This window comes from Streptomyces nidicola (assembly GCF_050106155.1).
Lineage (GTDB): Bacteria > Actinomycetota > Actinomycetes > Streptomycetales > Streptomycetaceae > Streptomyces.
This window is the reverse complement of the sequence record NZ_JBNBPI010000001.1, coordinates 5303450-5327979: the sequence shown is the minus strand read 5'-3', so window position 1 is coordinate 5327979 and position 24530 is coordinate 5303450. Positions and strand designations below refer to the sequence as shown.

The 24530-nt window shown below is 70.4% G+C and carries 20 protein-coding genes and 1 tRNA gene; 9 read left to right on the top strand and 12 right to left on the bottom strand.

Annotation, left to right across the window (positions count from 1 at the left end):
• Positions 1–13: 13 nt before the first annotated feature.
• Both ACOKM3_RS24270 and ACOKM3_RS24265 read right to left on the bottom strand, forming a co-directional pair.
• Entirely contained in the window at positions 14–2212 is a 2199-nt protein-coding gene (locus tag ACOKM3_RS24270) for an MMPL family transporter (RefSeq protein WP_426903141.1), read from the bottom strand.
• A 123-nt stretch (positions 2213–2335) separates the two neighbouring features.
• A complete protein-coding gene (locus ACOKM3_RS24265) occupies positions 2336–2923 on the bottom strand; it encodes a TetR/AcrR family transcriptional regulator (RefSeq protein WP_426903140.1) in 588 nt (195 codons plus the stop codon).
• A gap of 145 nt (positions 2924–3068) precedes the next feature.
• On the opposite strand from ACOKM3_RS24265, the gene ACOKM3_RS24260 reads away from it, so the two are divergent.
• Together ACOKM3_RS24260 and ACOKM3_RS24255 are read left to right on the top strand one after the other, a co-directional pair.
• Positions 3069–6416 (top strand): S41 family peptidase, encoded by a 3348-nt coding sequence (locus ACOKM3_RS24260; RefSeq protein ID WP_426903139.1) that lies wholly within the window; start codon positions 3069–3071, stop codon positions 6414–6416.
• A gap of 144 nt (positions 6417–6560) precedes the next feature.
• Positions 6561–7607 (top strand): DUF6528 family protein, encoded by a 1047-nt coding sequence (locus ACOKM3_RS24255; protein WP_426903138.1) that lies wholly within the window; start codon positions 6561–6563, stop codon positions 7605–7607.
• A gap of 12 nt (positions 7608–7619) precedes the next feature.
• Here the strand turns inward: ACOKM3_RS24255 and ACOKM3_RS24250 are convergent, their stop codons facing one another.
• Positions 7620–8240: a MerR family transcriptional regulator gene (locus tag ACOKM3_RS24250; RefSeq protein WP_426906886.1), complete on the bottom strand. Its 621-nt coding sequence runs from the start codon at positions 8238–8240 to the stop codon at positions 7620–7622.
• Positions 8241–8417: 177 nt separating this feature from the next.
• Here ACOKM3_RS24250 and ACOKM3_RS24245 point away from each other — a divergent pair, with 177 nt between their 5' ends.
• The 5 genes from ACOKM3_RS24245 to ACOKM3_RS24225 all read left to right on the top strand — a co-directional run bounded on the left by ACOKM3_RS24245 (position 8418) and on the right by ACOKM3_RS24225 (position 13657).
• Positions 8418–9953 carry a flavin-containing monooxygenase gene (locus ACOKM3_RS24245; protein ID WP_426903137.1) on the top strand — a complete coding sequence of 512 codons (1536 nt, stop codon included), beginning with the start codon at positions 8418–8420 and terminating at the stop codon, positions 9951–9953.
• Positions 9950–10924, top strand: coding sequence for an alpha/beta fold hydrolase (locus ACOKM3_RS24240; protein ID WP_426903136.1), 975 nt, complete (start codon positions 9950–9952; stop codon positions 10922–10924). Before ACOKM3_RS24245 ends, ACOKM3_RS24240 begins: the two co-directional genes overlap by 4 nt.
• A complete protein-coding gene (locus tag ACOKM3_RS24235; protein WP_426903135.1) occupies positions 10921–11796 on the top strand; it encodes an SDR family oxidoreductase in 876 nt (291 codons plus the stop codon). The genes ACOKM3_RS24240 and ACOKM3_RS24235 overlap by 4 nt, the downstream gene beginning before the upstream one ends.
• Positions 11797–11919: 123 nt before the next feature.
• Positions 11920–12102, top strand: coding sequence for a hypothetical protein (locus ACOKM3_RS24230; protein WP_426903134.1), 183 nt, complete (start codon positions 11920–11922; stop codon positions 12100–12102).
• A 226-nt stretch (positions 12103–12328) separates the two neighbouring features.
• A complete protein-coding gene (locus ACOKM3_RS24225) occupies positions 12329–13657 on the top strand; it encodes a recombinase family protein (protein WP_426903133.1) in 1329 nt (442 codons plus the stop codon).
• 46 nt (positions 13658–13703) lie between these two features.
• Here ACOKM3_RS24225 and ACOKM3_RS24220 read toward each other — a convergent pair whose 3' ends face one another.
• Complete coding sequence (locus tag ACOKM3_RS24220) at positions 13704–14507, bottom strand: exodeoxyribonuclease III (protein ID WP_426903132.1); 804 nt, start codon at positions 14505–14507, stop codon at positions 13704–13706.
• Positions 14508–14575: 68 nt separating this feature from the next.
• Between ACOKM3_RS24220 and ACOKM3_RS24215 the strand changes: the two genes are divergently transcribed.
• Complete coding sequence (locus tag ACOKM3_RS24215) at positions 14576–15082, top strand: GNAT family N-acetyltransferase (RefSeq protein WP_426903131.1); 507 nt, start codon at positions 14576–14578, stop codon at positions 15080–15082.
• A gap of 47 nt (positions 15083–15129) precedes the next feature.
• Here the strand turns inward: ACOKM3_RS24215 and ACOKM3_RS24210 are convergent.
• The 7 genes from ACOKM3_RS24210 to galU form a co-directional block, all read right to left on the bottom strand.
• A tRNA-Ala gene (locus ACOKM3_RS24210) sits at positions 15130–15203 on the bottom strand.
• Positions 15204–15294: 91 nt separating this feature from the next.
• Entirely contained in the window at positions 15295–16581 is a 1287-nt protein-coding gene (gene sepX / locus ACOKM3_RS24205) for a divisome protein SepX/GlpR (RefSeq protein WP_426903130.1), read from the bottom strand.
• Between the two features lie 171 nt (positions 16582–16752).
• A complete protein-coding gene (locus ACOKM3_RS24200) occupies positions 16753–17397 on the bottom strand; it encodes a GNAT family N-acetyltransferase (RefSeq protein WP_426903129.1) in 645 nt (214 codons plus the stop codon).
• A 20-nt stretch (positions 17398–17417) separates the two neighbouring features.
• On the bottom strand, positions 17418–17945 hold the full coding sequence (locus tag ACOKM3_RS24195; RefSeq protein WP_426903128.1) for a MogA/MoaB family molybdenum cofactor biosynthesis protein: 528 nt from the start codon (positions 17943–17945) through the stop codon (positions 17418–17420).
• On the bottom strand, positions 17942–18460 hold the full coding sequence (moaC, locus tag ACOKM3_RS24190; RefSeq protein ID WP_426903127.1) for a cyclic pyranopterin monophosphate synthase MoaC: 519 nt from the start codon (positions 18458–18460) through the stop codon (positions 17942–17944). Before moaC ends, ACOKM3_RS24195 begins: the two co-directional genes overlap by 4 nt.
• 96 nt (positions 18461–18556) lie before the next feature.
• A complete protein-coding gene (gene glp / locus ACOKM3_RS24185; RefSeq protein ID WP_426903126.1) occupies positions 18557–19903 on the bottom strand; it encodes a molybdotransferase-like divisome protein Glp in 1347 nt (448 codons plus the stop codon).
• A 123-nt stretch (positions 19904–20026) separates the two neighbouring features.
• The gene (galU, locus tag ACOKM3_RS24180) at positions 20027–20929 is read right to left on the bottom strand and encodes a UTP--glucose-1-phosphate uridylyltransferase GalU (RefSeq protein WP_426903125.1); all 903 of its coding nucleotides are present in this window, start codon (positions 20927–20929) and stop codon (positions 20027–20029) included.
• Between the two features lie 94 nt (positions 20930–21023).
• Here galU and ACOKM3_RS24175 point away from each other — a divergent pair, with 94 nt between their 5' ends.
• Positions 21024–21656 (top strand): 5-formyltetrahydrofolate cyclo-ligase, encoded by a 633-nt coding sequence (locus ACOKM3_RS24175; protein ID WP_426903124.1) that lies wholly within the window; start codon positions 21024–21026, stop codon positions 21654–21656.
• 80 nt (positions 21657–21736) lie between these two features.
• Here the strand turns inward: ACOKM3_RS24175 and ACOKM3_RS24170 are convergent, their stop codons facing one another.
• Complete coding sequence (locus ACOKM3_RS24170; RefSeq protein ID WP_426903123.1) at positions 21737–24490, bottom strand: penicillin acylase family protein; 2754 nt, start codon at positions 24488–24490, stop codon at positions 21737–21739.
• Positions 24491–24530 lie beyond the last annotated feature (40 nt).

Sequence of the window (24530 nt, the reverse complement as noted above, 5' to 3'; positions counted from 1 at the left end):
CCGCTGACGGGCATCACGCGCTGACGAGCTCCCGCTTCCCGTCCGGATCGTCGGCGGCGGCCGTCCTCAGCCCCTCGCCCTCCACGTCCACGTTCGGCAGCACCCTGGCCAGCCACTTCGGCAGCCACCAGGCCTTCTTGCCGAGCAGCGCGAGCACGGCGGGCACCAGCGTCATACGGACGATGAACGCGTCGAAGAAGACCGCGATGGCGAGGCCGAAGCCGATCATCTTCACCATCTGCTCGGAGCTTCCGATGAAGCCCGCGAACACCGCCATCATGATCACCGCCGCGGCCGTGACCACCCGCGCCCCGTGCTTGAACCCGGTGACGACGGCCTGCGCCGGCCGCTCCCCGTGGACGTACGCCTCACGCATGCGCGTCACGAGGAACACCTCGTAGTCCATCGCGAGGCCGAAGACCACGCCCACCATGAAGATCGGCATCATCGACATGACCGGTCCGGTCTGCTCGACGCCGAACAGCGAGCCGAGCCAGCCCCACTGGAACACCGCGACGACGGCGCCGAGCGCCGCGAGCACCGACAGCAGGAAGCCGAGCGCCGCCTTCAGCGGGACCAGGATCGAGCGGAAGACCACCATCAGGAGCAGGAACGCGAGGCCGACGACCAGCGCCAGATAGGGGATCAGCGCGTCGTTGAGCTTCTGCGAGACGTCGATGTTCATCGCCGTGGAGCCGGTGACGCTCAACTCGGCGCCGGTGTCCGCCTTGATGTCCTTGCCGGCGTCACGGATGTCGTGCACGACGTTCTCGGTGTCGACCGACGACGGCTTGTACTTCGAGACGACGCTGATGATCGCCGTGTCACCGGCCTTGTTGAACGTCGCCGGGGTGACGGCCGCGACCCCGTCCGTGCCCTTGATCTCCCGGACGACCTCGGAGACCGCGGCCTTCGGGTCGGCCGCGCCCTTGGCGTCGACGACCGTCATGAGCGGGCCGTTGAAGCCCGGGCCGAAGCCCTCGGAGAGCAGGTCGTACGCCTTGCGCTGGGTGGTGCTGGTCGGCTGCGCGCCGTCGTCGGGCAGGCCGAGTTCGAGCGAGGCGACCGGGACGGCCATGGCGCCGAGGCCGACGATGCCCGCGATCAGGACGGTGACCGGGCGGCGAAGCACGAAGCCGGCCCAGCGGGTGCCCATGTTGACCTTGGGCTGCTTCTCCTCGGACAGGTTCTTACGGGCCTTGCGGCCGTGCACCCGCTTGCCGACGTAGCCGAGCAGCGCCGGGATCAGGGTGAGCGCGATGAGCACGGCGATGGCGACGGTGCCGGCGGCCGCGATGCCCATCTTCGTGAGCATCGGAATGTTGACGACGGCCAGGCCGACCAGCGCGATGACGACGGTGAGCCCGGCGAAGACGACGGCCGACCCTGCGGTCCCGACGGCCCGCCCCGCGGCCTCCTCCCGGTCCCGGCCCTCCGCGAGTTCGCCCCGGTACCGGGACACGATGAACAGCGCGTAGTCGATGCCGACCGCGAGGCCGATCATCATCGCCAGGGTGGACGTGGTGCTGCCCAGGTCGAGCACGTTGGCGAGCGCCGTGATGGCGGATACGCCGATGCCGACACCGATCAGCGCGGTCAGCAGCGGAAGACCTGCCGCGATCAGCGAGCCGAACGTGATCACCAGGACGACGGCCGCGATCGCGATGCCGATGACCTCGGTGACGCCCGTCTCCGGCATGGCCTGGAGCGCGTCACCGCCGACCTCGACGGTCAGCCCGGTCTGCTTGGCCTCGTCGATGACGTCCTGCAACGCGTCCCGGTCGGCGTCGGTCAGCTCCATGGAGGAGACCTTGTACGTCGCCGAGGCGTAGGCGATCCGGCCGTCCTTGCTGAGCGTCTTGGCGACGAAGGGGTCGGCGACGGACGCGACCTGCTTCGAGCTGGACTTGATCTCGGCGACGGTGTCCTGGATGTCGGCCTTGTTGGCCGCGTCGGTGAGCTTCTCCCCCTTCGGCGCCTCGAAGACGACGCGGGCGGTGGCTCCGTCGGCGGCGGATCCGGGGAAGCGCTGGTCGAGCAGGTCGAAGGCCTTCTGGGCCTCGGTCCCCGGTATGGAGAAGGAACTGGAGGCGGCGGTCGGCGCGGTGGCGGCGCCCACGCCCGCGAGCGTGAGCAGGGCCACCCAGATCAGGGCGACGAAGTGCCGTCGGCGGAACGCGAGTTTGCCGAGTTTGTAGAGGAATGTGGCCACGGAGGCGTACTCCCGGTCAGGTCGTGGGTCCAGCAGGACAACGGGGCAGGTGTGATCGGCCCGACGACATGAGCGGTTGTGCGTCAGGTGGAACGGTGGGGAAGGTCAGGCGCTGGGAAAGGGTCAGGCACTGAGGGCGGGGAGGACCACAGCGTCGATGTACGAGACGAGGTATTCCTGCGTCGGTGGCTCTTCGTCGATGAGCGTGCGGGTCGCGAACGCGCCGACCAGCATGTGGAGCGCGTAGCCGAGCGCCGGGTTGTCGGCCCGGATCTCGCCCCGGTCCACCGCTCTGCGCAGCAGCCGGTCGAGGCCGGACAGCTCGGGAGTGACGATCCACTCCTTGAAGGCCGCGAGCAGATCCGGATTGGCGTGCACGGCCACCATCAGGCCGCGCATCAGCGCGCTGTTCTGCTCCATGTGACAGTCGTCCTCGCGGACGGCCATCGCATGCAGATCACCGCGCAGCGAACCGGTGTCGACCTCGTCGAAGTGCGGCTTCTGACTTCGCAGGGCCCGCACCACCAGCTCGGCCTTACCGCCCCACTGGCGGTAGAGCGTGGCCTTGCTCGACCGGGTCCGGGTGGCCACGGCGTCCATGGTCAGGGCGTCGTAGCCGACCTCGCGGAGAAGTTCGAGCACGGCGCCGTACAGCTCGGCCTCGCGCTCGGGCGTGATCCGGCTGCGACGCGTCGTTGCCTCGGCGACCATGTCACCCACCCGACCTCTCCGTATTCGTACGCCCTAAAAGTACCCTGCCCGCTAGCGAAACGAAACCGTTTCGTACGTGCGCTGCGCCACACCTTGTCGGCGAGTCCCGGTTGCCGGAGCCCGCGGCGCGGAAAAGCATGAGGAGGTGACTGAGGCGACTGAGGCAACCGAGGATGCGGACGGCCGGGCGTACCTGCGTTTCCCGCACATCAGCGGCGATCGGCTGTGTTTCGCCGCCGAGGACGACCTGTGGGTCGCGCCGCTCGACGGCTCGACGCGGGCCTGGCGGGTCACCGTCGACCGCACGAAGGTCAGCCACCCGCGCTTCTCCCCCGACGGCCGGCACATCGCGTACACGACGTGGCGCAGCCTCGACCCGGAGATCCACGTGGCGCCGGTCGACGGCGGCTCCGCGCGCCGGCTCACGTACTGGGGCAGCGTCGACACCCAGGTGCGCGGCTGGACTCCCCCCGACAAGGACGGCCGGTGCGACATCCTCGCGGTCGCCTCGCACGGTGAGCCGTTCTCGTACTTCACCTTCGCCTACAGCGTCCCGACCGACGGCTCCCCCGGCGGCAAGCTCCCCTGGGGACCGGTCTCCGACATCCAGGTCGCCGACATCGACGGGGAGCGGCAGACCCTGCTCCTGACCGGTACGGCGCCGCACGAACCGGCCGCCTGGAAGCGCTACCGGGGCGGCGCGCAGGGCCGGCTGTGGGTGCACGGGCAGCGCATCCTCGCCGACCTCGACGGACATCTCGACGACCCGATGTTCGTGGACGGCCGCATCGCGTTCCTCTCCGACCACGAGGGCATCGGCAACGTCTACTCCTGCCGCCCCGACGGCACCGACCTGCACCGCCACACCGACCACGACTCCTTCTACGCCCGGCACGCCACCACCGACGGCAGCCGCGTCGTCTACCAGTGCGCGGGCGACCTGTGGATCCTCGACGACCTCGACCCCGACTCGGTGCCGCGCAAGCTGAAGGTCCGGCTCGGCGGCCCCCGCGCCGGGCGCCGCAGCTACCAGGTCCCCGCCGCCCAGCACGTCGACTCGCTCTCCGTCGACGAGACGGGCCGGGCCAGCGCCGTCGTCGTCCGCGGCAGCCTGTACTGGCTCACGCACCGCGACGGCCCCGCCCGCACCATCGCCGACACCCCGGGCGTGCGCGTACGCCTGCCCGAGATGCTGGGCTCGGGCGGCCAGGTCGCCTACATCACCGACGCCGACGGCGAGGACGCCGTCGAGATCGCCTACCTGCCGCGGGCCAGCGGCGACCGGGCGCCGCGCCGGATCGCCTCCGGCCGGCTGGGCCGCGTACAGGAGCTGGTCTCGGACCCGGACGGGGAGCGGCTCGCGATCGCCTCGAACGACGGGCGGCTGCTCCTCGTCGACGTGGGCGAGGACGAGGGCGGCGAGGCACCGCTGGAGGAACCGACCGTCACCGAGCTGATCCGCTCCACGAACGGCCCCGTCCGCGACCTCGCCTTCTCCCCCGACGGCGCCTGGCTGACCTGGTCGCACCCGGGCATCGGCCGCTCGCTGCGGCAGATCAAGATGGCCCGGATCAACCGGGGCGGCGGCTCCACCGCGATCGGCGCGGTCCCGCCGGGAAAGGGCGAGTCGGCGACGATCGTCGACGTCACCAACGGCCGCTTCGAGGACGAGAACCCGGTGTTCACGCGGGACGGCCGCTATCTCGCCTTCCTCTCCTGGCGCGGCTTCGACCCCGTCTACGACGTGCACACCGGCGACCTGTCGTTCCCGCTGGGCTGCCGCCCCTACCTCGTACCGCTGTCGTCCGCGACGCCGTCCCCGTTCGCCCTCTCCCCCGACGGGCGGACGGCGGCGGGCGGCCTCGACCCGGTCGAGGACGCGGGCGGCGACGGCACGCCGACCGTGGAGATCGAGGGCCTCGCCAACCGTGTCGTGCCGTTCCCCGTCTCGGCGTCCAAGTACTCGTCGCTGCACGCGGTCGCAGGCGGCGGCCTGGTGTGGCTGCGCTGGCCGATCTCGGGCGCGCTCGGCGAGACCTTCGCCAACCCGGCCGACCCCTCGGCCCAGCCCACCCTCGAACACTTCGACCTGGTCAAGGGGAAGAAGTCCCAACTCGTCGCCCACATGGACTGGTTCGCGGTCAGCGGCGACGGCTCCCGGCTCGTCGTCGTCGACGAGGGCGAACTGGAGGCCGTGCCCGCCACGGAGGCGGGCGACAACGACACCACCGTCTGGATCGACCTGCGCCGCATCCTGCACGAGGTCGACCCGGCTGCCGAGTGGCGGCAGGCCTACGACGAGGCGGGCCGCATCATCCGCGCCTACTTCTGGGAGCCGCACATGTGCGGCATCGACTGGGACGCGGTGCTCGACCAGTACCGTCCGCTGGTCGAACGGGTCGCGTCCCCCGACGAGTTCGCGGATCTCCTGCGAGAGGTCCTCGGCGAACTCGGCACGTCCCACGCCTACGTGGCCGCCGCCCGCCGCAACGAGGGCCCGCCGCACTACCAGCGCGCACAGGGCCTCCTCGGCGCCAACTTCGTCTGCCGCGAAGGCAATTGGACACTCCAGCGGATCCTGCCCGGCGACTCCTCCGACTCCAAGGCCCGCTCCCCGCTCGCCGGCACCGGCATCCGCGACGGCGCCGTCCTCACCCACGTCGACGGCCGCCCGGTCGACCCGGTCACGGGCCCGTACCCGCTGCTCGCGGGCGCCGGCGGCACGACCGTCGAGCTGACCTTCACACCCGCGGAGGGCGGCGGCCGACCCCGCCGCGTCGCCATCGTCCCGCTCGTCGACGAACGACCGCTGCGCTACCAGGACTGGGTGGCCAAACGCCGCGCCGTCGTACGGGAGTTGAGCGGCGGCAAGTGCGGCTATCTGCACATCCCCGACATGGGCGGATCCGGCTGGGCCCAGTTCAACCGCGACCTGCGCATGGAGGTCTCCCGGCCCGCGCTCATCGTCGACGTACGCGGCAACGCGGGCGGCCACATCAGCGAACTGGTCGTCGAGAAACTCACCCGGAAGATCATCGGCTGGGACCTGACGCGCAACGCGCAGGCCGTCTCGTACGCCTCGAACGCGCCGCGCGGCCCCGTCGTCGCGCTCGCCGACGAGGCGACCTCGTCGGACGGCGACATGATCGCCGCCGCGTTCAAGCTGCTCGCGCTCGGCCCGGTCGTGGGCCAGCGCACCTGGGGCGGCGTCGTCGGCATGACGGGACGCCACAAGCTCGGCGACGGCACGGTGATCACGGTGCCGATGAACGCGGCCTGGTTCCCCCAGTACGGCTGGTCCATCGAGAACCGGGGCGTGGAACCGGACATCGAGGCCCTGCGCACCCCCCTCGACTGGGCGGAGGGCCGGCACGCCCAGCTCGACGACGCGGTGGAGCTGGCGCTCGACCTGTTGAAGGAACAGGGCGCGACGACGCCGCCGGACTACTCGGACGTCCCCGACCGGAGGCGGCCGAGACTGCCGCCGCGCTGACCGGCGCCTCCGCAGGACCAACACCGGACCAGTGCCGGACCAATGTCCTGCGGAGGGCCTACCCCTTCCCCCCCCTGGCATGACAGATTCTGGGCGCGTACCTGGCGATGACGCGGTCAACTACCTGCCACCCAGGGGGATTTCATGTCGCACGGTTCATCGCACAGCTCGTCGCGCGGTTCGTCGTACGGTTCGCGAAGAGAGGTACTGCTCGGCGCCGTGGGGATCGGGGCGGGGCTGGCAATCGGCGGTACGGGAAGAGCCGAGGCCGCGACTCCCGGACTGCCACCCGTTCTCATCACCGAGCAGGCGAGCAAACGGCTGCTGGTGATGGATTCGCGGGTGGGCGTGTGGGATCCGGCGGTGGATCCCGCTGTCGTGCGCTGGGCGTTCTCACCCCTGGGCGACCCCCGGTACCGCGACGTCGAGCCCGACATCAGCTGGGTGTACCCGAGCGAGGCGAAGGTACGCAGGCATCGCGGGCGTACGTTCGTGCTGACCACGGCCTCGTTCGGGTTCGCGGGAGTGGTGGAGTGGCCGAGCGGGCGCCGCTACTGGGCCGGGGCGCTCGGCCCCGGGGACGATCTGGTCAACCCGCACACCGCCGAGATCCTGCCGGACGGGAACGTCGCCGTCGCGTGCAGCACGGGCGCGCGGGTGCGCCTGTACGCGGCATCCCTCGGTCCGCACTCCACGCGGTACACCGAGGCCGAGCTGAAGGGGGCGCACGGGCTGCACTGGGATCGGGCGCGCGAGGTGCTGTGGGCCATGGGCGACGACGAGTTGGTGGCCTACGGGGTGGAGGGGTCGCGCGTACGACCCTCGCTGGTGCGGCGGTTCGGCGTGCCCCTGCCGGTCGCGACTCCCGGGAAGTCCGCCGGCGGGCACGACCTGTTCCCCGTGGCCGGGGTGCCGGGGCGGATGTGGGTGACGACGTCCGCGTCGGTGTTCCAGTACGACATCGCGAGCCGGAGCTTCGTACAGGACTTCGCGGGGGCGTCGGAGATCGTCCGGAAGTCCGTGAAGTGCGTGGGGGACGATCCGCGCACCGGGCGAGTGGTCACCACCGTGCCGGAACGCGGGCTCGGGGAGACCTGGTGGACGACGACCGTGAGCCTGCACCGGCCCGCCGGGTCCTTCAGGTACGTCAACGGCGGTATCTACAAGGCCCGTTGGTGGCTACCCAGGTGACCCGTCGGACGACTACCCGTCGGACGCGTCCAGCCTGCGGTCGATCGCGAGGGACAGCTCCGCCTCCACGACCCCCTTCGCCAGCGGGCGCAGGCGGTCGATGTCCTTGTCGGAGGCGTGCTCGGCGACGAGGTCGGTGAAGAGGGAGGCCAGGGCGTCGGCGTGTTCGCGCACGCGCCTGGCCGCCGCCAGGACGTCGGCCAGCGGGATGCCCTCGCGGACCAGGGCCGCCGAGATGTCGAGCAGCCGGCGGCTGATGTGCACGATCTCCTCGCCGTCGATGCCCAAGTATCCGAGATCCAGGGCCGCTTGGAGGTTCTCGGGCGTCACATCGTCGGCGAAGTAGTCGGCGAGTTCCGTGGCCGAGAGGCGGACGGGGACCTCCTCCGTGGGCTGCATGCCGAGGAGTTCGCCGACGTCGCGGCCCCGGTCGAAGGCCTCGGAGAGCTCGCTGATCCCGTTGAGGGTGTGGCCGCGGTCCAGGAGCGAGGCGATGGTGCGCAGCCGGTCCAGGTGCGTCTCGTCGTACCAGGCGATGCGGCCCTCGCGGCGGGGCGGCTTGATGAGCCCGCGTTCACGGTAGAAGCGCACGGTGCGGACCGTGATGCCGGCCGCCTTCGCCAGCTCCTCCATGCGGTACTCGCGCTTGGTTCCGGGTCCCGTCTCATCTTGTGCCACGCCGGAGACCTTATGCCGTACCGGCAGTAACTTTCCTTGGCCCGACCCCTACCCATGAGTACGCGGAGCCTCTACTCTCCGAATTACGCCAGTGTTCACTGGCAGAGTCGCTGCGGCAAAGGAGGCGCCGGCATGGCCGAGCAGGAGCACGAGCACGTACGAGTGGCGGTGATCGGATCCGGCTTCGGCGGCCTCGGCGCGGCGGTCAGGCTGCGGCGCGAGGGGATCACCGACTTCGTGGTCCTGGAGCGGGCCGACGCGGTCGGCGGGACCTGGCGCGACAACAGCTACCCGGGATGCGCCTGCGACGTCCCGTCCCACCTGTACTCCTTCTCGTTCGCGCCCAACCCCGACTGGCCGCGGACGTTCTCCGGGCAGGAGCACATCCGGGAGTACCTGGAACACGTCGCCGACACCTTCCGGCTTCGACCGCACATTCGCCTCAACTCCGAGGTGAACCAGCTGCGTTGGGACAACGACAAGCTGTGGTGGGAGATCGACACGGCGAAGGGGACACTCACCGCCGACGTCGTCGTGTCCGCCACCGGACCGCTGTCCGACCCGAAGACGCCGGACATCGCCGGGCTCGACACCTTCCCCGGCAAGGTCTTCCACTCCGCGCGGTGGGACCACGACTACGACCTGCGGGGCAAGCGCGTCGCCATGATCGGCACGGGCGCCTCCGCCATCCAGATCGTTCCGGCCATCCAGAAGGAGGTCGGGCACCTCACCCTCTTCCAGCGCACGCCGCCGTGGGTGATGCCGCGCGCCGACCGGGCCATCTCGCCCGCCGAACGCTGGCTGCACCGGCAGCTGCCCTTCACCACCCAGGCGCGCCGCGGACTCCTGTGGGGCATCCGGGAGTTGCAGGTCCAGGCGTTCACCAAGCACCCGAACGAACTGGGCATGGTCGAGCAGCTCGCCAAGCGCAACATGCACCGGGCGATCAAGGACCCGGGGCTGCGCGCCAAGCTCACCCCGGACTACCGCATCGGCTGCAAGCGGATCCTGCTCTCCAACACGTACTACCCGGCGCTCGCCCAGCCCAACGTCGACGTCGTCGCCTCCGGACTGAGCGAGATCCGCGGGAACACCCTCGTCGCCTCCGACGGCAGCGAGGCCGAGGTCGACGCGATCGTCTTCGGCACCGGCTTCCACGTCACCGACATGCCGATCGCGGACCGGGTGATCGGCGCCGACGGCGACACGCTCATGCAGTCGTGGAAGAACGGCATGAAGGCACTGCGCGGCGCCACGGCCGCCGGATTCCCGAACTTCATGACCGTCATCGGCCCGAACACCGGCCTCGGGAACTCCTCGATGATCCTCATGATCGAGGCCCAGCTGAACTACCTGGCCGACTACATGCGGCAGCTGCACGTCCTCGGCGGCCGGGTCGCCCTCAACCCGCGCGAGACCGCCGTCAACGGCTGGAACAACCGCGTGCAGGACCGCATGAAGCGCACCGTGTGGAACACCGGCGGCTGCAACAGCTGGTACCTCGACGAGAACGGGGTCAACACGACGGTGTGGCCGGGCACGACCACCGAATTCCGGCACGCCACCCGGCATGTCGACGTAGGCGAGTACGAGGTGGTGCGCGCTCCCGCGGAGCCGGCCGCGCCCACGACGCGTACCAAGAAGAAGGCCGAGGTGAACGCCGCATGAGCCGTCTGATGCGCCATGTGACGACGGGACCGTACGCACCGCCCGTCGCCGCCCGCGAGCTGACCGTCACCTCCGCGGACGGGGCACGGCTCCACGTCGAGGTGCACGGACCCGACGGTGCCCCCGCCGTGCTGCTCTCGCACGGCTGGACCTGCTCCACGGCGTTCTGGGCCGCACAGGTGCGCGCCCTCGCCACCGACCACCGGGTGATCGTGTACGACCAGCGGGGCCACGGCCGCAGCCCGGCCGCCACCCAACTCCCGTACACCACCGACATGTTGGCCGACGACCTGGAGGCCGTGCTCGGCGCGACGCTGGAGCCGGGCGAGCAGGCGGTGCTCGCCGGGCACTCCATGGGCGGCATGACGATGATGGCCGCCGCCGGGCGCCCCAAGTTCCAGGAGCACGCGGCCGCCGTCCTGCTGTGCAGCACCGGAAGCTCGCAGCTCGTGGCCGAGGCGACCGTGGTTCCGCTGATGCGCGCGAGCGGCCTCCGTACCCGCGTCACCCGCGCGATCCTCGGCTCGAAGGCGCCGCTCGGTCCCGTCACACCGATCGGCAAGCGGGTCCTCAAGTACGCGACGATGGGCCCCGGTTCGGCCGCCGACAAGGTCGAGGCCTGCGCACGGATCGTGCACGCCTGCCCGCGCGACGTCCGCTACGGCTGGTCGCACGTACTCGAACACCTCCAACTGGACGCCGGTGTCGAGGGGTTGACCATGCCGGTCGCCGTCATCGCCGGCACCGCCGACCGCCTCACCCCGGTCGCGCACGCCCGCCGGATCGCCGCCGCACTGCCCAACTCCGAAGGCCTGACCGAACTGGCGGGCCTCGGCCACATGACACCCGTCGAGGCCCCCGAGGCCATCACGGCAAAGATCCGCGACCTCTCCCAGAAGTACGCACAGTCGCAGCCGGAAAAGCCGTCACAGTCACAGTCTCAGTCGCAGAAGGGGGCCGATGCCGCATGAGCAGGGTCAGTCTCGAAGGTCAGGTCGCGGTCGTCACGGGAGCCGCGCGCGGCGTGGGCGAACTGCTCGCACGCAAGCTGTCGGCACGCGGCGCGAAGATCGCGCTCGTCGGGCTCGAACCGGACGAGCTGAAGCAGGTGGCCGGACGGCTGCACTCCGACGCCGACTGGTGGCACGCGGACGTCACGGACCACGTGGCGATGGCGCAGGTCGCCCAGGAGGTCAAGGACCGCTTCGGCAAGGTCGACATCGTCATCGCCAACGCGGGCGTCGCGACCGGCGGCCCCTTCACCGACTCCGACCCGGTGGCATGGCGCCGCGTCATCGAGGTCAACCTCATCGGCTCCGCCGTGACGGCCCGCGCCTTCCTCCCCGTACTGGCCGAGTCCCGCGGCTACCTGCTGCAGATCGCCTCCCTCGCCGCGATCACGCCCGCCCCGATGATGACCGCCTACTGCGCGTCCAAGTCGGGCGTGGAGGCGTACGCGCACAGCCTGCGCGCCGAGGTCGGCCACAAGGGCGTACGCGTCGGCGTCGGCTACCTGTCGTGGACCGACACCGACATGGTGCGCGGTGCCGACCAGGACGACGTGATGCGCGAGCTGCGCCAGCAGCTGCCGTGGCCGTCGAACAAGACGTACCCGCTGGGCCCGGCGGTCGACCGCCTCGTGGCGGGCATCGAGCGCCGCTCTCCCCACGTGTACGCACAGTGGTGGCTCCGCGGCATGCAGGGCATACGCGGCTACCTGCCGGCGGCGATCGGAGTCATCGGCCAGCAGCGGATGCGCCGCTTCGAGGGCCGCCTCGACACCGTCTCCAAGGGCCTCGTGGGCGCGGGCGGCGCCGCCGACGAAGCCGCACGAGGCCACTGACCTGCACTTTCCTAGCCCCACCCGCTGTCCCGAACACAGCCCGTCATTGATCAAAATGCGGCGATCGGGTCGTCATGTAAGTCTGGTCGAGGCCCACCCCCCACCCTTCATGGAGTGCATCAAATGGGTATCTCTGACCAGTTCAAGGACAAGGCCGAGCAGCTGCAGGACAAGGCCAAGGACGCCATGGGCGGCTCCGAGGGCAAGTCCGAGGAAGGCCAGGACCGCGCCAAGGAAGGCATGGACCAGGCCAAGGACAAGGCGCAGGACGCCGCCCAGGAGGCCAAGGACCGCTTCCAGCAGTGACGCCACCTGAACACACGTGACTGGGCCCCGTCCGGAGATCCGGACGGGGCCCAGTCATGTGAGCACTTCGGACCGCGTGCGGCCTTTCGCCCACCTTCACCCCTTCGAGGGGCTTCTCTTCGATCCGGAGCGAATCCCCGTTCGGCACCCGAGAGTTGAGCCGAAAAGACCCCGGCGGCTGTCCTACCAGCCCCGGGGCGTGGCCGACACTTCTGGGAGTGCCAACATGTCCGACCCTAGCCATCAACCGCCCCCGCCCGCACTGACAGTCGAGCACCGACGGGCACTCGGCGCCGTACGGCTCAGTTACGTCACCAAGGTGACGACATCCCCCGCCAGGCAGCGCGCGACCGTCCGGCACCACGCCGATCAGCTGGGGTTCACCTTGATCGGCGAAGCCGCCGACCTCGGCGTCTCCGCACGCAGGGTCTCTCCCTTCGAACGTCCATCCCTCGGGCCATGGCTCCAGCGCCCCGAGAGCTTCGACGCCGTCATCTGGTCCCATGTCGACCGCGCCGTGCGGTCCGTGGGGCACATGTCCCAATTGATCGCCTGGGGATGCGAGCACGCCATCACCCTCATCTTCGGGGATCCCGAGGAGACGCTGCCGCTGACCGTCACTCCCCAAGCGGACGGCGACACGGTCCGCCGCGCCATGGAGTTGGCCTATGCCGCCGAACAGGAGTCCCGCGCGATCTCCTCCCGCCTCACCGGCGCCCACGACGCTCTGCGCGCAGCGGGTCGGTACGGCGGCGGTCTTGTCCCCTTCGGGTACCGCAAGGCACCGCATCCCTCCGGCACGGGATGGTGTCTGACGCCCGACACGGAGGTCTCCGGACTCGTGCGCATCATCGTGGACCAAGTCCGGGCCGGGCAGTCCCTGTCGGCGATCGCCCGACGGCTCAACGACGAGCGGGTGCTCGTCCCCCGCGATCGGCACGCACAGCTTCAGGGGCGCGCCACCGGCGGCGTTCGGCACGGGCACTCGTTCGACAGATTCCGCTGGACGTCGGGAACGCTGTCGAAGGTGCTGCGTTCCCCCTCCTTGATGGGGCACCGCGTCCACCGCGGCCAAACCGTTCTCAGCGAGGACGGACGCCCGATCCTCATCGGTGAACCCGTACTGAGCGAAAGCGAGTTCCAGACCCTTCAGAACGTCCTGAAGGCCCGGTCCAACGGCACAAGGGGCGAGCGCCGCCCGACTTTCGCCCTCCTCACCCGTGTCGCACACTGCGCCGCCTGCGGTGGCCGCATGTACTACCGCGCCCGCAAGCCCTACCCGTACGGCGACTACGTCTGCGCCGCCCCAGCGAGCGGGCTGAGGTGCCCCGCAGCGGCCGCCATGCGGTCGGACTGGCTGGAGGACTACGTACTCGGCTGCTACCGCGCGGCGACAGACGCCTCCGGGCCGGTGAGCCGCACAGACCTACTGGCCGCCGGCGCCCGCGTCGTCGTCTCCAAGGGCCGCTGCGGAGGCGGCGCCGAGCGCCTCGCAGGTCCGGACACATCACGACTGACGTTCACGATGGGAGAGACGCCGCACATTCCCGCGTGACGCCGGGATCCACGCGGGGCGCGGCAGGGCGCCCCGCGTGGCACCGCTAGCGGTCGAAGACGACCGTGACGGGTGCGTGATCCGACCACCGCTCGTCGTGCGTGGCGGCCCGCTCGACGTATGCCTTCAGGGCACGGTCGGCCAGTCCAGGAGTTGACACGGCCAGGTCAATTCTCCATCCGCTGTCATTGTCGAAAGCCCGCCCCCGGTACGACCACCACGAGTACGGGCCCTCGACGTCCGGGTGCAGGGAGCGGACCACGTCGACGTAGCCGCCGTCCGTGGGCTCGAAGACGGACGACAGCCATGCGCGCTCCTCCGGCAGGAAGCCGGAGTTCTTCTTGTTGCCCTTCCAGTTCTTGAGGTCGGCCTCCTGGTGGGCGATGTTCCAGTCGCCGCAGACCACGACCTCGCGGCCGTCGGCGGCGGCCCGCTCGCGCAGGGACTTCAGGTAGGGCAGGAACTCCCCCATGAAGCGGATCTTCTCGTCCTGGCGCTCCGTGCCGACCTCGCCGGAGGGCAGGTAGAGGCTGGCGACGGTGACGCCCGGCAGGTCCACCTCGACGTAGCGGCCGCTGTCCGCGAACTCGGCCGAGCCGAATCCGATCTGCACCCGCTCCGGCTCGCGCCGCGTATAGAGGGAGACGCCCGCCCGGCCCTTGGCGGCGGCCGGCGCGTGGACGACGTGCCAGCCCTCGGGCTCGCGCACGTTCTCCGGCAGCTGGTGCGGCTCGGCGCGCACCTCCTGGAGGCAGACGGCGTCGGCGGAGGTCTCGGCGAGCCACTCCACGAAGCCCTTCTTGGCGGCGGCCCGGAGCCCGTTCACATTCACAGAGGTCACAGTCAGCACCCCGGCACGATACCGGCAGACTGGACGATCCGGCCGCAAGCGCCCCGCATAGAGTTACGATGGTGCGTATGAGTATTCAGCTTTCTGGTGTCGAGGACCCGGTCCTGCGCCCCACCTCCTTCGGCCACCGCGACGCGATCGCGCTGAACGACCGCGTCCAGCTCGAGTACGCGGAGCGCTACGGCGACGAGGGCGATGTCACGCCGCTGGACCCGACGATGTTCGAGCCGCCGCGCGGCCTCTACCTGATCGCGTACGACGCCTCGGGCACTCCGCTCGCGACCGGCGGCTGGCGCGGCCAGGAGGAGAACGACGAGGGGTACGCGGACGGCGACGCCGAGCTGAAGCGCATGTACGTCACTCCGGAGGCGCGCGGCCTGGGCCTGGCCCGGCAGATTCTCGCGGCGCTGGAGGAGGACGCCCGGACGGCGGGGCGCACCCGCATGGTTCTGGAGACGGGCCTCAAGCAGCCGGAGGCGATAGCCCTGTACACGTCGAGCGGTTACGAGCCGTGTGCCAAGTTCGGCCACTATCGGTTCGACGAGTTGAGCCGGTGCTTCGCGAAGAAGCTCTGAACATGCGAAAACCCCCGGCGGTTTCCCGCCGGGGGTTTTCGTTGCTGTGGACGTGAGGGGATTCGAACCCCTGGCCCCCTCGATGCGAACGAGGTGCGCTACCGGACTGCGCCACACGCCCTTGCAACGAGTGAAACTCTAGCACCCCGATCCGGGTGCTTGGAAATCCGTTCCCTGGCTGGTCAGCCGGGCGGGTTCCGAAGTGGTCCGGCTCACTCGTTGGCGGCGCGCGGCCTGCCGTCGGCGTCGTCGTCGAACTGGTCGAAGAGCGGCGTGCGGCCGCGCTCGCGGGAGCGGCGTGCGGAGGCGGCGCGGCGGGCGTCGCTGCGGCCGTCGTCGGTCACCGGCTCGGCGGATTCCGAGGCGGACTCCGAGGTGCGCTCCTCCTGCGCCTGCTGCGGCTCATGCTGCTGCGCAGCCTGTTCCGCGGCGGAGGAGCGGGCGGAGCTCCACGTCTCGGGTGCGTTGTAGTCAATGCCGCCGGTGGCGCGCGGGGCGACGGGGGCGGTGACGTACGTGGGCAGGGGCACGGGGACCGGGTCCCAGCTGTCGCCGGGGCCCGGGTGGCGCTGCCGCTCGCGCTGCTGGTCGACCCACTCCTGATGGTCGGTCTGCTCGACGAGGGCCCGCCGGTCGGCGGCGAGGGCCTCGAGGCCGGGGTCGGTGGCGGTCTCGTCCACCGATGGTCCTTCCTCCTGGTCCTCGGCCGCGGCGCGTGCCGCGGCCGGCTGCCGCCTGCGCGGCTGGCGCTCCCGCAGTCGCTGGGCGGCGACCTCGGCGCGGCGGCGGTCCATGACGTAGGCGTAGCGGCGTCGTTCCTGGGTGCGCAGGTAGACGATGTACGCGCTGAGGAGCAGGGCGGGGGCCGCGGGCGCCCACAGGAACGCGACGCCGCCGACGGCGGCCACGACGGCGCCGATCGTGAAGGCGGCGAAGAGCAGCACGGTGGTGCGGCGGCGGCGCGCGAGCACCTTGGTGCGCCGGGCGCGCGCGGCCTGTGCCTCGGCGGACGCGGAGGCGGAAGCGGCGCGGGCGGCGCGGGACTTGGCGGGTGCCGTGGCCTCGGCCGCCGGTTCGGGTTCGCGGGCGGCGGGTTCCCCGCGCTCCCGGGAGGGTTCCGCCCGCTCGTGGTGCGGTTCCGCGAACTCCCGGGCGGAATCGTGATGTTCACGGCTTTCGCGACGTTCGCGCCCCGCGTGCGGGGCGCGCCGCTCCCCGGACGGAGACATGCCGACGTCCCGGACGTCCACCCCTTCGGTGGGTGCGTCCGGGTCGACCGGGTCGCCGCGCCGCTCGTCCGACTCGGGCGAGCGCGCCTGCAGGTCCTTGGCGTACCGGCGCTCCATGCCCGCCCGGCCGGAGAGAAGCCGGATGGCGGTGCTGAAGCGTTCCGTCGGACGAGCTTCGTTCAACTCGTCCTGCCTACGGAGCCACATCGGCACCAAGTAGGCGGCCCAGGCCCCGACGATGACTGCGTAGATGAGGCCGCTGCTGCTCACGGACACACCGTAGAGGGGTTTGCGGGGGGCCATCCGCCAATTGAGCCGGTGTGTCGCACGATCTGGCTGATAATCCGAGCTTTTTTGCGATCGATGTGATCAACAGGACGACCTTCTGAGGAATTCAATGACCCCTGACGGTGCCTCATCGATCAATTTCGAACATTTATTTCATTTCGAGGGGGTGCCCGGATCGGCCGTATTGGGGGCGCTCGGACCTGCGGCGTTCCCACGCCGCTCGCGACGGCGACGCTTCAGGAGACCTTCCGGGACCTCTTCGGCGGTGAGCGCGAAGACAAGATGATCGCGCCAGGCCCCGTCGATGTGAAGATACCGTGGACGGATCCCCTCCTCGCGGAATCCGAGTTTCTCCACGACCCTGCGGCTCGGCCCGTTCTCCGGCCGAATACAGACCTCGATGCGGTGCAGCCCCACGGTGCGGAAGCAGTGGTCGACCGCGAGTGCGACGGCCGTCGGCATCACGCCCCGGCCCGCCACCGACTGGTCCACCCAGTACCCGACATGGCCTGAGCACATCGATCCCCAGGTGATCCCGGCGACGGTCAACTGCCCGACGAGGCGGCCCTGGTACTCGACGACGAAGGGCAGCATCCGGCCCGCGTTCGCCTCCGAGCGCAGGTGGCGCACCATTTGACGGTATGTCGGGCGATGGGTGATCGGGCCGCTCGGGGTGGGCGGCGGGATGGTCGCCTCCCAGGGGCGCAGCCAGTCGCGGTTGCGCCGGTTCACTTCGCGCCAGGCACGCTGGTCGCGCAGCTTTATGGGGCGGAGGACCACATCGCCCTCCACCAGCACGACGGGCCACGACGGGCTGTTCAGTGCGCACCCCCGGGTGCCTGGACATCGGGTCTGGGATCGCTTCTGGGGTGGTCGCCGCCGTGGATCTGGTCGACGGCGTGGGTCAGCAGCGGCCCGAGAACGGCGAGCCCGTCCTTCACGCCCCCGCTGGAACCCGGCAGGTTCACGATCAGTGTGCGCCCGGCGACCCCCGCGAGGCCACGCGAGAGCGCCGCGGTGGGCACTTTCTCCCGGCCGTACGCGCGGATCGCCTCCGGGATGCCCGGTACCTCGCGGTCGAGAACGCGGGCCGTCGCCTCGGGGGTGCGGTCGGTGGGCGAGATGCCGGTGCCGCCGGTGGTGATCACGACGTCGTACGCCGCCTCGACAGCGGCCCGCAGGGCGGCCTCCACGGGGTCGCCGTCCGGCACCACCTGGGGGCCCTCGACGGCGAAGCCCAGCTCCCTCAGGCCCTCCGCGATCAGGGGGCCGCCCTTGTCCTCGTAGACCCCGGCGGCGGCCCGGTTGGAGGCCGTGACGACGAGCGCCCGGTAGGCGCCGGTCATGACCGGGCCTCCCGGTTCCAGACCCCGGACTTGCCCCCGGTCTTCTCCTCGACCCGTACGTCCGAGATGACCGCTCCCTTGTCGACCGCCTTGACCATGTCGACGACCGTGAGAGCGGCGACCGAGACCGCCGTGAGCGCCTCCATCTCGACGCCCGTGCGGTCCGTGGTCTTCACGGTGGCGAGGATCTCCACGGCGTCGTCCGCCACGGACAGGTCGAGCTTCACTCCGGACACGGCCAGCGGGTGGCAGAGCGGGATCAGGTCGGGGGTGCGCTTGGCGCCCATGATTCCCGCGATGCGCGCCGTGGCGAGCGCGTCCCCCTTGGGCACGCCCTCGCCGCGCAGCAGCTCCACCACGCGCGGCGAGACGAGGACGCGGCCGCTGGCGCGGGCGGTGCGCGCGGTGACGTCCTTCTCCGATACGTCGACCATGCGGGCGGCGCCCGCTTCGTCGATGTGCGTGAGCCGGCCGGTCCCGTCCTGCTGGTCCTGTTGGTCTGGCGAAGTACTCATGCTGCTGTGGCGCTCCCGATCCGAGCCGTGCGCGGTGCGGCGCGCCGGACGATTTGTGCGCGACACGCTATCGCGAGCCTCCGACAACCGCCGCTGTCAGCCCAGCAGGACGACGTCCACCTCGGTGCCCGGCTCCACCGACGTCGTGTCCTCGGGGACCACGATCAGTGAGTCCGCCTGCGCGAGCGCCGCGATGAGGTGCGAACCGGCGCCGCCGACGGGAGCGACCTCGCCGGCCTCGGCGTCGTACACGCCGCGCAGGAACTGACGTCGGCCGGAAGGCGAGGTCAGCGCCTTGTCGGCGGTGAGCGTCGCGCGGGCCTTCGGGCGGTGCACAGCGTCGTCGGGCAGGCCCATGAGGGTGCGGATCGCGGGGCGTACGAACAGTTCGAAGGAGACGTACGACGACACGGGGTTGCCCGGCAGCGCGAGCAGCGGCGTGTGGTCGGGGCCGATGGAGCCGAAGCCCTGCGGCTTGCCGGGCTGCATGGCGAGCTTGCGGAACTCGACGCCGCTGCCGGCCCCGATGCCCTCCTCGTCGTCCGGGTCGCCGATGCCGGTGAGGGCCTCCTTGACCACGTCGTACGCGCCGACGCTGACGCCGCCCGTCGTCACGATGAGGTCGGCGCGGATCAGCTGGTCCTCGATGGTGGAGCGCAGCGTCTCCGCGTCGTCGTCGACCGCGCCGACCCGGTAGGCGATGGCTCCGGCGTCCCGGGCGGCGGCGGTGAGGGCGAAGCTGTTGGAGTCGTAGATCTGACCCGGCGCCAACTGCTCGCCGGGCTGCACGAGTTCGGTGCCGGTGGAGACGACGACCACGCGCGGGCGCGGGCGCACGCGTACGGTGCCGCGGCCGATGGCGGCGAGCAGCGCGATCTGCGGCGGGCCGAGGACGGTGCCGACGGAGAGCGCCTTGTCGCCCGCCTGTACGTCGCTGCCCTGCGCGCGTACGTGCGCGCGTGCTTCGGCGGGGCGGTGTACGCGGACCTCTCCTGAGGCGCCCTCAGGGGCAGCGCTGTGGGCGGCCATCGAGGCGACGGGTCCCGCGCCGAGTCCTCCGTCGGTCCACTCCACGGGGACCACGGCCTCGGCCCCTGGCGGCAGCGGGGCGCCCGTCATGATGCGGGCGGCCTCGCCGGGGCCGACGGTGGGCTGTTCGGCCTGGCCGGCGGCGACGTCGCCGATCACCGTGAGGACGGCGGGGAACTCCTCGCTCGCGCCCGCGATGTCCGCGACACGCACCGCGTACCCGTCCATCGAGCTGTTGTCGAACGGTGGCAGCGACAGCGGGACCGTCACCTCTTCGACGAGCACACAGCCCTGTGCGTCGAGGAGTTGGAGCTCGATGGGGTCGAGCGCGGTGACGGTGCCGAGGATGTCCTCCAGATGCTCGTCCACCGACCAGATCTGCGCCCGGTCCGTCGTGGCACTGAAACTGTTCACTGCTGCTCCCTGCTCCTCGTGCCGGTGTTCCTGATACTCCGGTGTTATTACCACGGGCCTTGTGTGATGCCCTGGAGGTGGTGTGCCGTACCGGGGCGCAGGTCCGCCGGGGAGAGCGGGGTGTCAGACCTCCTCGGCGACGTAGCCGCGCAGCCAGGCGCGGAACTCCGGCCCCAGGTCCTCACGTTCGCATGCGAGGCGGACGATCGCCTTGAGGTAGTCGCCGCGGTCGCCGGTGTCGTAGCGGCGGCCCTTGAAGACGACGCCGTGCACGGGGCCGCCGATCTTCTCGTCGGCGGCGAGCTGCTGGAGCGCGTCGGTGAGCTGGATCTCGCCGCCGCGGCCGGGCTCGGTCTTGCGCAGTATGTCGAAGACGGCGGGGTCGAGTACGTAGCGGCCGATGATGGCGTAGTTGGAGGGGGCGTCGGCCGGGTCCGGCTTCTCCACGAGGTCGGTGACCTGGACGACGGCGCCGTCCGCCGTGGCCTGGACCGCGGCACATCCGTAGAGGTGGATCTGGGAGGGCTCCACCTCCATGAGCGCGATGACGCTGCCGCCGTGCTCCTCCTGGACCTCCACCATCTTCTGGAGCAGCGGGTCGCGGGGGTCGATCAGGTCGTCGCCGAGCAGTACCGCGAACGGCTCGTCGCCCACGTGGGGGGCGGCGCACAGGACCGCGTGGCCGAGGCCGCGGGGGTCGCCCTGGCGCACGTAGTGGATCGTGGCGAGGTCGTTGGACTCCTGGACCTTGGCCAGGCGGCCCGCGTCGCCCTTCTTTTGAAGCGCCGCCTCCAGCTCGTGGTTGCGGTCGAAGTGGTCCTCCAGCGGGCGCTTGTTGCGACCTGTGATCATCAGTACGTCGCCGAGTCCCGCGGCCGCGGCCTCTTCGACCACGTACTGGATCGCCGGCTTGTCGACGACCGGGAGCATCTCCTTGGGCGTCGCCTTCGTGGCGGGCAGGAACCGGGTGCCGAGGCCCGCTGCGGGGATGACAGCCTTGGTGATCCTGGTGTGCGCGTCAGTCATGCGGGTCACCATATCCGGCTGCTATGGGCGGAATCTGTGGGTCCGCTTTGAAGGCACATATATGCGTCGAATAGGAGAGGTTTGTGACCCGGCTATGAGTCCGCACACCGATGAGCCCGCAAAAGACCCGCTCGGCGCCCACCCTGACAAGCGTTCATTGCGCAGGGAGTTCCTCCGGGTGAGGAACGCATTGACGGAGGATGACACACGGGAGACGGAGCGGGCCGTGGCCCGCCGGGCCCTCGAACTCGACGAGTTGGCGAACGCCCGCACGGTGGCGGCGTATGTCTCCGTGGGCGGCGAACCGGGGACGGGCGCACTCCTCGACGCCCTTCGCGCGCGCGGGACGCGCGTACTGCTGCCCGCCCTGCTGCCCGACAACGACCTGGACTGGGGCGCGTACGACGGGCCGGCTTCGCTCACCACGGTGCGACACCCGGGAAAGATGGCCCTGTTGGAGCCCGGCGGCGAACGGCTCGGCCCCGCCGCCGTCCTGGAGGCGGACGTGGTGCTGCTGCCGGGGCTCGCCGTGGACGCGCGCGGCATGCGGCTCGGCCGCGGCGGCGGCTCGTACGACCGGGTGCTCGCGCGCCTGGAGGCGGCCGGCACCCGGCCCGCACTGGTCGTACTGCTCCACGACAGCGAGGTCGTCGCACACCTCCCCCAGGAGGCGCACGACAAGGCCGTGGACGCGGTGGTGACGCCCTCGGGAGTGCGGCGCTTCTGACCCGCCACCGCACACGGAAAGGGGCCTCCACGCGCGCGTGGAGGCCCCTTTCCGTGTCGATCCGGTCGGTGTCGATCCGGCTACGGCTTCAGGACCAGCGAGTCCTCGGTGCTGTCACCGACGGCCTTCTCGGAGAAGTGCCACGGCAGCAGGTCACCCTTGATCCACTTCTCGGTCTGGTCCGTGTAGTGGTCGCTGAAGGTGTGCCCCGAAGCGCCCGTGAGGTTGATCCACTTGGACTTGTCGAGGTCCGCCATGTTGACCACCATCCGCATGGACGGCACCCAGTCGACTCCGTAGCCGCCCGCGGCGTTCCAGCCGGTCGCGTTCACGGCCGCCTCGCCGCCGCCCAGCTTCCAGGGGCCGCGGTTGAGCACGTACTGCAGCCAGCCGGGGCCCTCGGTGCCGAGGGTCTGGTTCTTCAGCTCCAGCTTGTGCAGCCGGCCCCAGCTCCAGGTGTCGATGTCCTTGCCGAGCTTGGCCGTGAGGTCCCAGCGGGCGTCCTCCATGGCGCGCTTGAACAGCTGGTCACGGTTCTCGGTGGGCTCGTTCGTGCGGCTGCCCGGCGTCTTCCACCAGTCGTTCTTCGGATCCTTGATGATCTTCCGGACGACCTCGAACCAGCGGTCACCGCCGTCCGGCTGCGCCGAGTGCGTGTCCCGCTCGCCGCACTCGCGGACCTTGCGGTCCTCGTCGGCGGGGCCCGTCTTGTCGACCGGCTCGACGCTCAGGCACTGGCCCTCGACACGCAGCTCCTTGGGCAGCTTGTTGCCGAAGGCGAGCTTCAGGATGTTGCGCCACACGGAGTTGAAGTACGCCGCGGCCGCCGAGTCCGGGTTCTGGGTGTAGTCCCAGTTGTCCAGGAGCTGCTGCGCGTCCCTGACGTCCTTGTCCTGGACGTCGATCTTCTGCAGGTAGGGCACGAGCAGCTTGGCGATCTCGCTGCTGTTGTCCATCTGCATGGTGCGCATGTCGTCGGTGGAGATCTTCCCGCCGTCCTTGATCTTCGACTCGATCAGGTCGGTGATGCGCTGGCTGCGGGTGCCGTAGCCCCAGTCCTTGGTCAGCGTGTACGGGTAGCTGTCGTCGACCACGGCCTGGTTGGCGGTCACGATGTAGCCGCGCTTCGGGTTGAACTCGTAGGGCAGCTCGTCCTGCTTGATGTAGCCGGTCCAGCGGTACTTGGAGTCCCAGCCGGGGGACGGCAGCGAGCCGTCGCCCTCGCCGCGGGTCGGGATCCGGCCCGGCAGCTGGTAGCCGATGTTGCCCTCGGTGTCGGCGTACGTGAGGTTCTGCGAGGGCACCTGGAAGTCGGCGGAGGCCTTGCGGAACTCGGACCAGTTCGACGCCCTGTCGAGCCCGAAGACGGCGTCCATGGTGTTACCCGGCTGCAGCGCGGTCCAGCGCAGCGCGATGCCGTAGCCGTCGCCGCGGTCGGGGGCCGCCGCGTCCACGCCGGCCTTCTTGCCGACCTTCACGAGTTCGGAGTTGCGGTCGGACAGCAGCGGCCCGTTGTCGGTCTCCCGCACCGTGATCGTCTTGGAGTCGCCGCCCGCGACCTTGATGGTCTCCTTGCGGGTCTTGAAGGGCACCGTCCTGTCGTCGACCAGGTAGCCGTCGCCGCTGAACTTCTCCAGGTAGAGATCGGTGACGTCGACGCCCGAGTTGGTCAGGCCCCAGGAGATGTTCTGGTTGTGGCCGATGACCACGCCCGGCATGCCGGCGAAGGTGTAACCCGACGTGTCGTACTGGCACTTGCTGGAGACGCTCGTGCAGTGCAGTCCCATCTGGTACCAGACGGACGGCAGTTGCGGCGCGAGGTGCGGGTCGTTCGCGAGCAGCGGCTTGCCGGTGATGGTGTGGTCGCCCGAGACCACCCAGGAGTTGGAGCCGATGCCGTTGCCGTTGGGTCCGAGGCCCGCGGAGTCGGGGATCTCGTCCAGGACCTTGGAGAGGCCGCCCAGCTGGCTCTGGAGGCCGCCAGGAGCCGCTGTGTCGCCCGCCAGGCCGGTGCCCGCCGCCCCGGCAGCCTGCGTGCCCGTACCGCCGCCCGAGGACGCGTCGTACGACTTCGTGGCGCTGTTGTAGCCGCCCTCCTGCACGATCGGCTTGTGCCGCGAGTACGGGTAGTCGGGGTACAGGTCGGCGATCTGCTTCGGGCCGAGCCGGCTCGTCATCAGCGAGCGGTCGATCTCCTCCTGCATATTGCCGCGCAGGTCCCAGGCCATCGCCTTGAGCCAGGCCACCGAGTCCACCGGCGACCACTTCTGCGGCTTGTAGTCGTTCTCGAAGCCGAGCGCCACGTATTCCGCGGAGATGTCCTTGCCGCTCTTGCCGCCCAGATAGGAGTTGACCCCCTTGGAGTACGCCTGGAGGTACTTCTTGGTCGAGGGCGACAGCTTGGAGTCGTATTCCTTCTGTGCCACCCGGCGCCAGCCCATGGTGCGCAGGAACTCATCGTTCTTGACCTGGCCCTTGCCGAACATCTCGGAGAGCCGACCGGAGGTCGTATGGCGCCGCACGTCCATCTCGTAGAAGCGGTCCTGCGCCTGCACGTAGCCCTGCGCCATGAACAGGTCGTGATCCGTGGACGCGTAGATCTGCGGGATCCCGTAGCTGTCCCGCTTGACCTGCACCGGCCCGTCGAGCCCGTCCAGTTGGATGGACCCCGTCGTCTGCGGCATGGACGCGCGGACGCTGTCGACGCTCCAGTAGGCACCGAATCCGATGCCCGCGAGGACGGCCAACACGAGGACGATCACGATCAGTCGGGCTCGGCGCCCCTTCTTCTTACCGGGCGGGCTGCCGGCAGAGGCGTTCGTAGTGGAGGGCATCGGGATCCTTGCTGTCCTTCGCTGGCTGCGGGCGAGAGCA

Coding starts and splice junctions, on each gene's coding strand:
- ACOKM3_RS24250 (WP_426906886.1), bottom strand. CDS start 8,240: ATGGAGGAGCTGGCGAAGGCGGCCGGCATCACGGTCCGCACCGTGCGC.
- ACOKM3_RS24225 (WP_426903133.1), top strand. CDS start 12,329: ATGTCCGACCCTAGCCATCAACCGCCCCCGCCCGCACTGACAGTCGAG.
- ACOKM3_RS24215 (WP_426903131.1), top strand. CDS start 14,576: ATGAGTATTCAGCTTTCTGGTGTCGAGGACCCGGTCCTGCGCCCCACC.
- ACOKM3_RS24230 (WP_426903134.1), top strand. CDS start 11,920: ATGGGTATCTCTGACCAGTTCAAGGACAAGGCCGAGCAGCTGCAGGAC.
- moaC (WP_426903127.1), bottom strand. CDS start 18,460: ATGAGTACTTCGCCAGACCAACAGGACCAGCAGGACGGGACCGGCCGG.
- galU (WP_426903125.1), bottom strand. CDS start 20,929: ATGACTGACGCGCACACCAGGATCACCAAGGCTGTCATCCCCGCAGCG.
- ACOKM3_RS24255 (WP_426903138.1), top strand. CDS start 6,561: ATGTCGCACGGTTCATCGCACAGCTCGTCGCGCGGTTCGTCGTACGGT.
- ACOKM3_RS24240 (WP_426903136.1), top strand. CDS start 9,950: ATGAGCCGTCTGATGCGCCATGTGACGACGGGACCGTACGCACCGCCC.
- ACOKM3_RS24265 (WP_426903140.1), bottom strand. CDS start 2,923: ATGGTCGCCGAGGCAACGACGCGTCGCAGCCGGATCACGCCCGAGCGC.
- ACOKM3_RS24170 (WP_426903123.1), bottom strand. CDS start 24,490: ATGCCCTCCACTACGAACGCCTCTGCCGGCAGCCCGCCCGGTAAGAAG.
- ACOKM3_RS24195 (WP_426903128.1), bottom strand. CDS start 17,945: ATGACCGGCGCCTACCGGGCGCTCGTCGTCACGGCCTCCAACCGGGCC.
- ACOKM3_RS24235 (WP_426903135.1), top strand. CDS start 10,921: ATGAGCAGGGTCAGTCTCGAAGGTCAGGTCGCGGTCGTCACGGGAGCC.
- ACOKM3_RS24175 (WP_426903124.1), top strand. CDS start 21,024: ATGAGTCCGCACACCGATGAGCCCGCAAAAGACCCGCTCGGCGCCCAC.
- ACOKM3_RS24245 (WP_426903137.1), top strand. CDS start 8,418: ATGGCCGAGCAGGAGCACGAGCACGTACGAGTGGCGGTGATCGGATCC.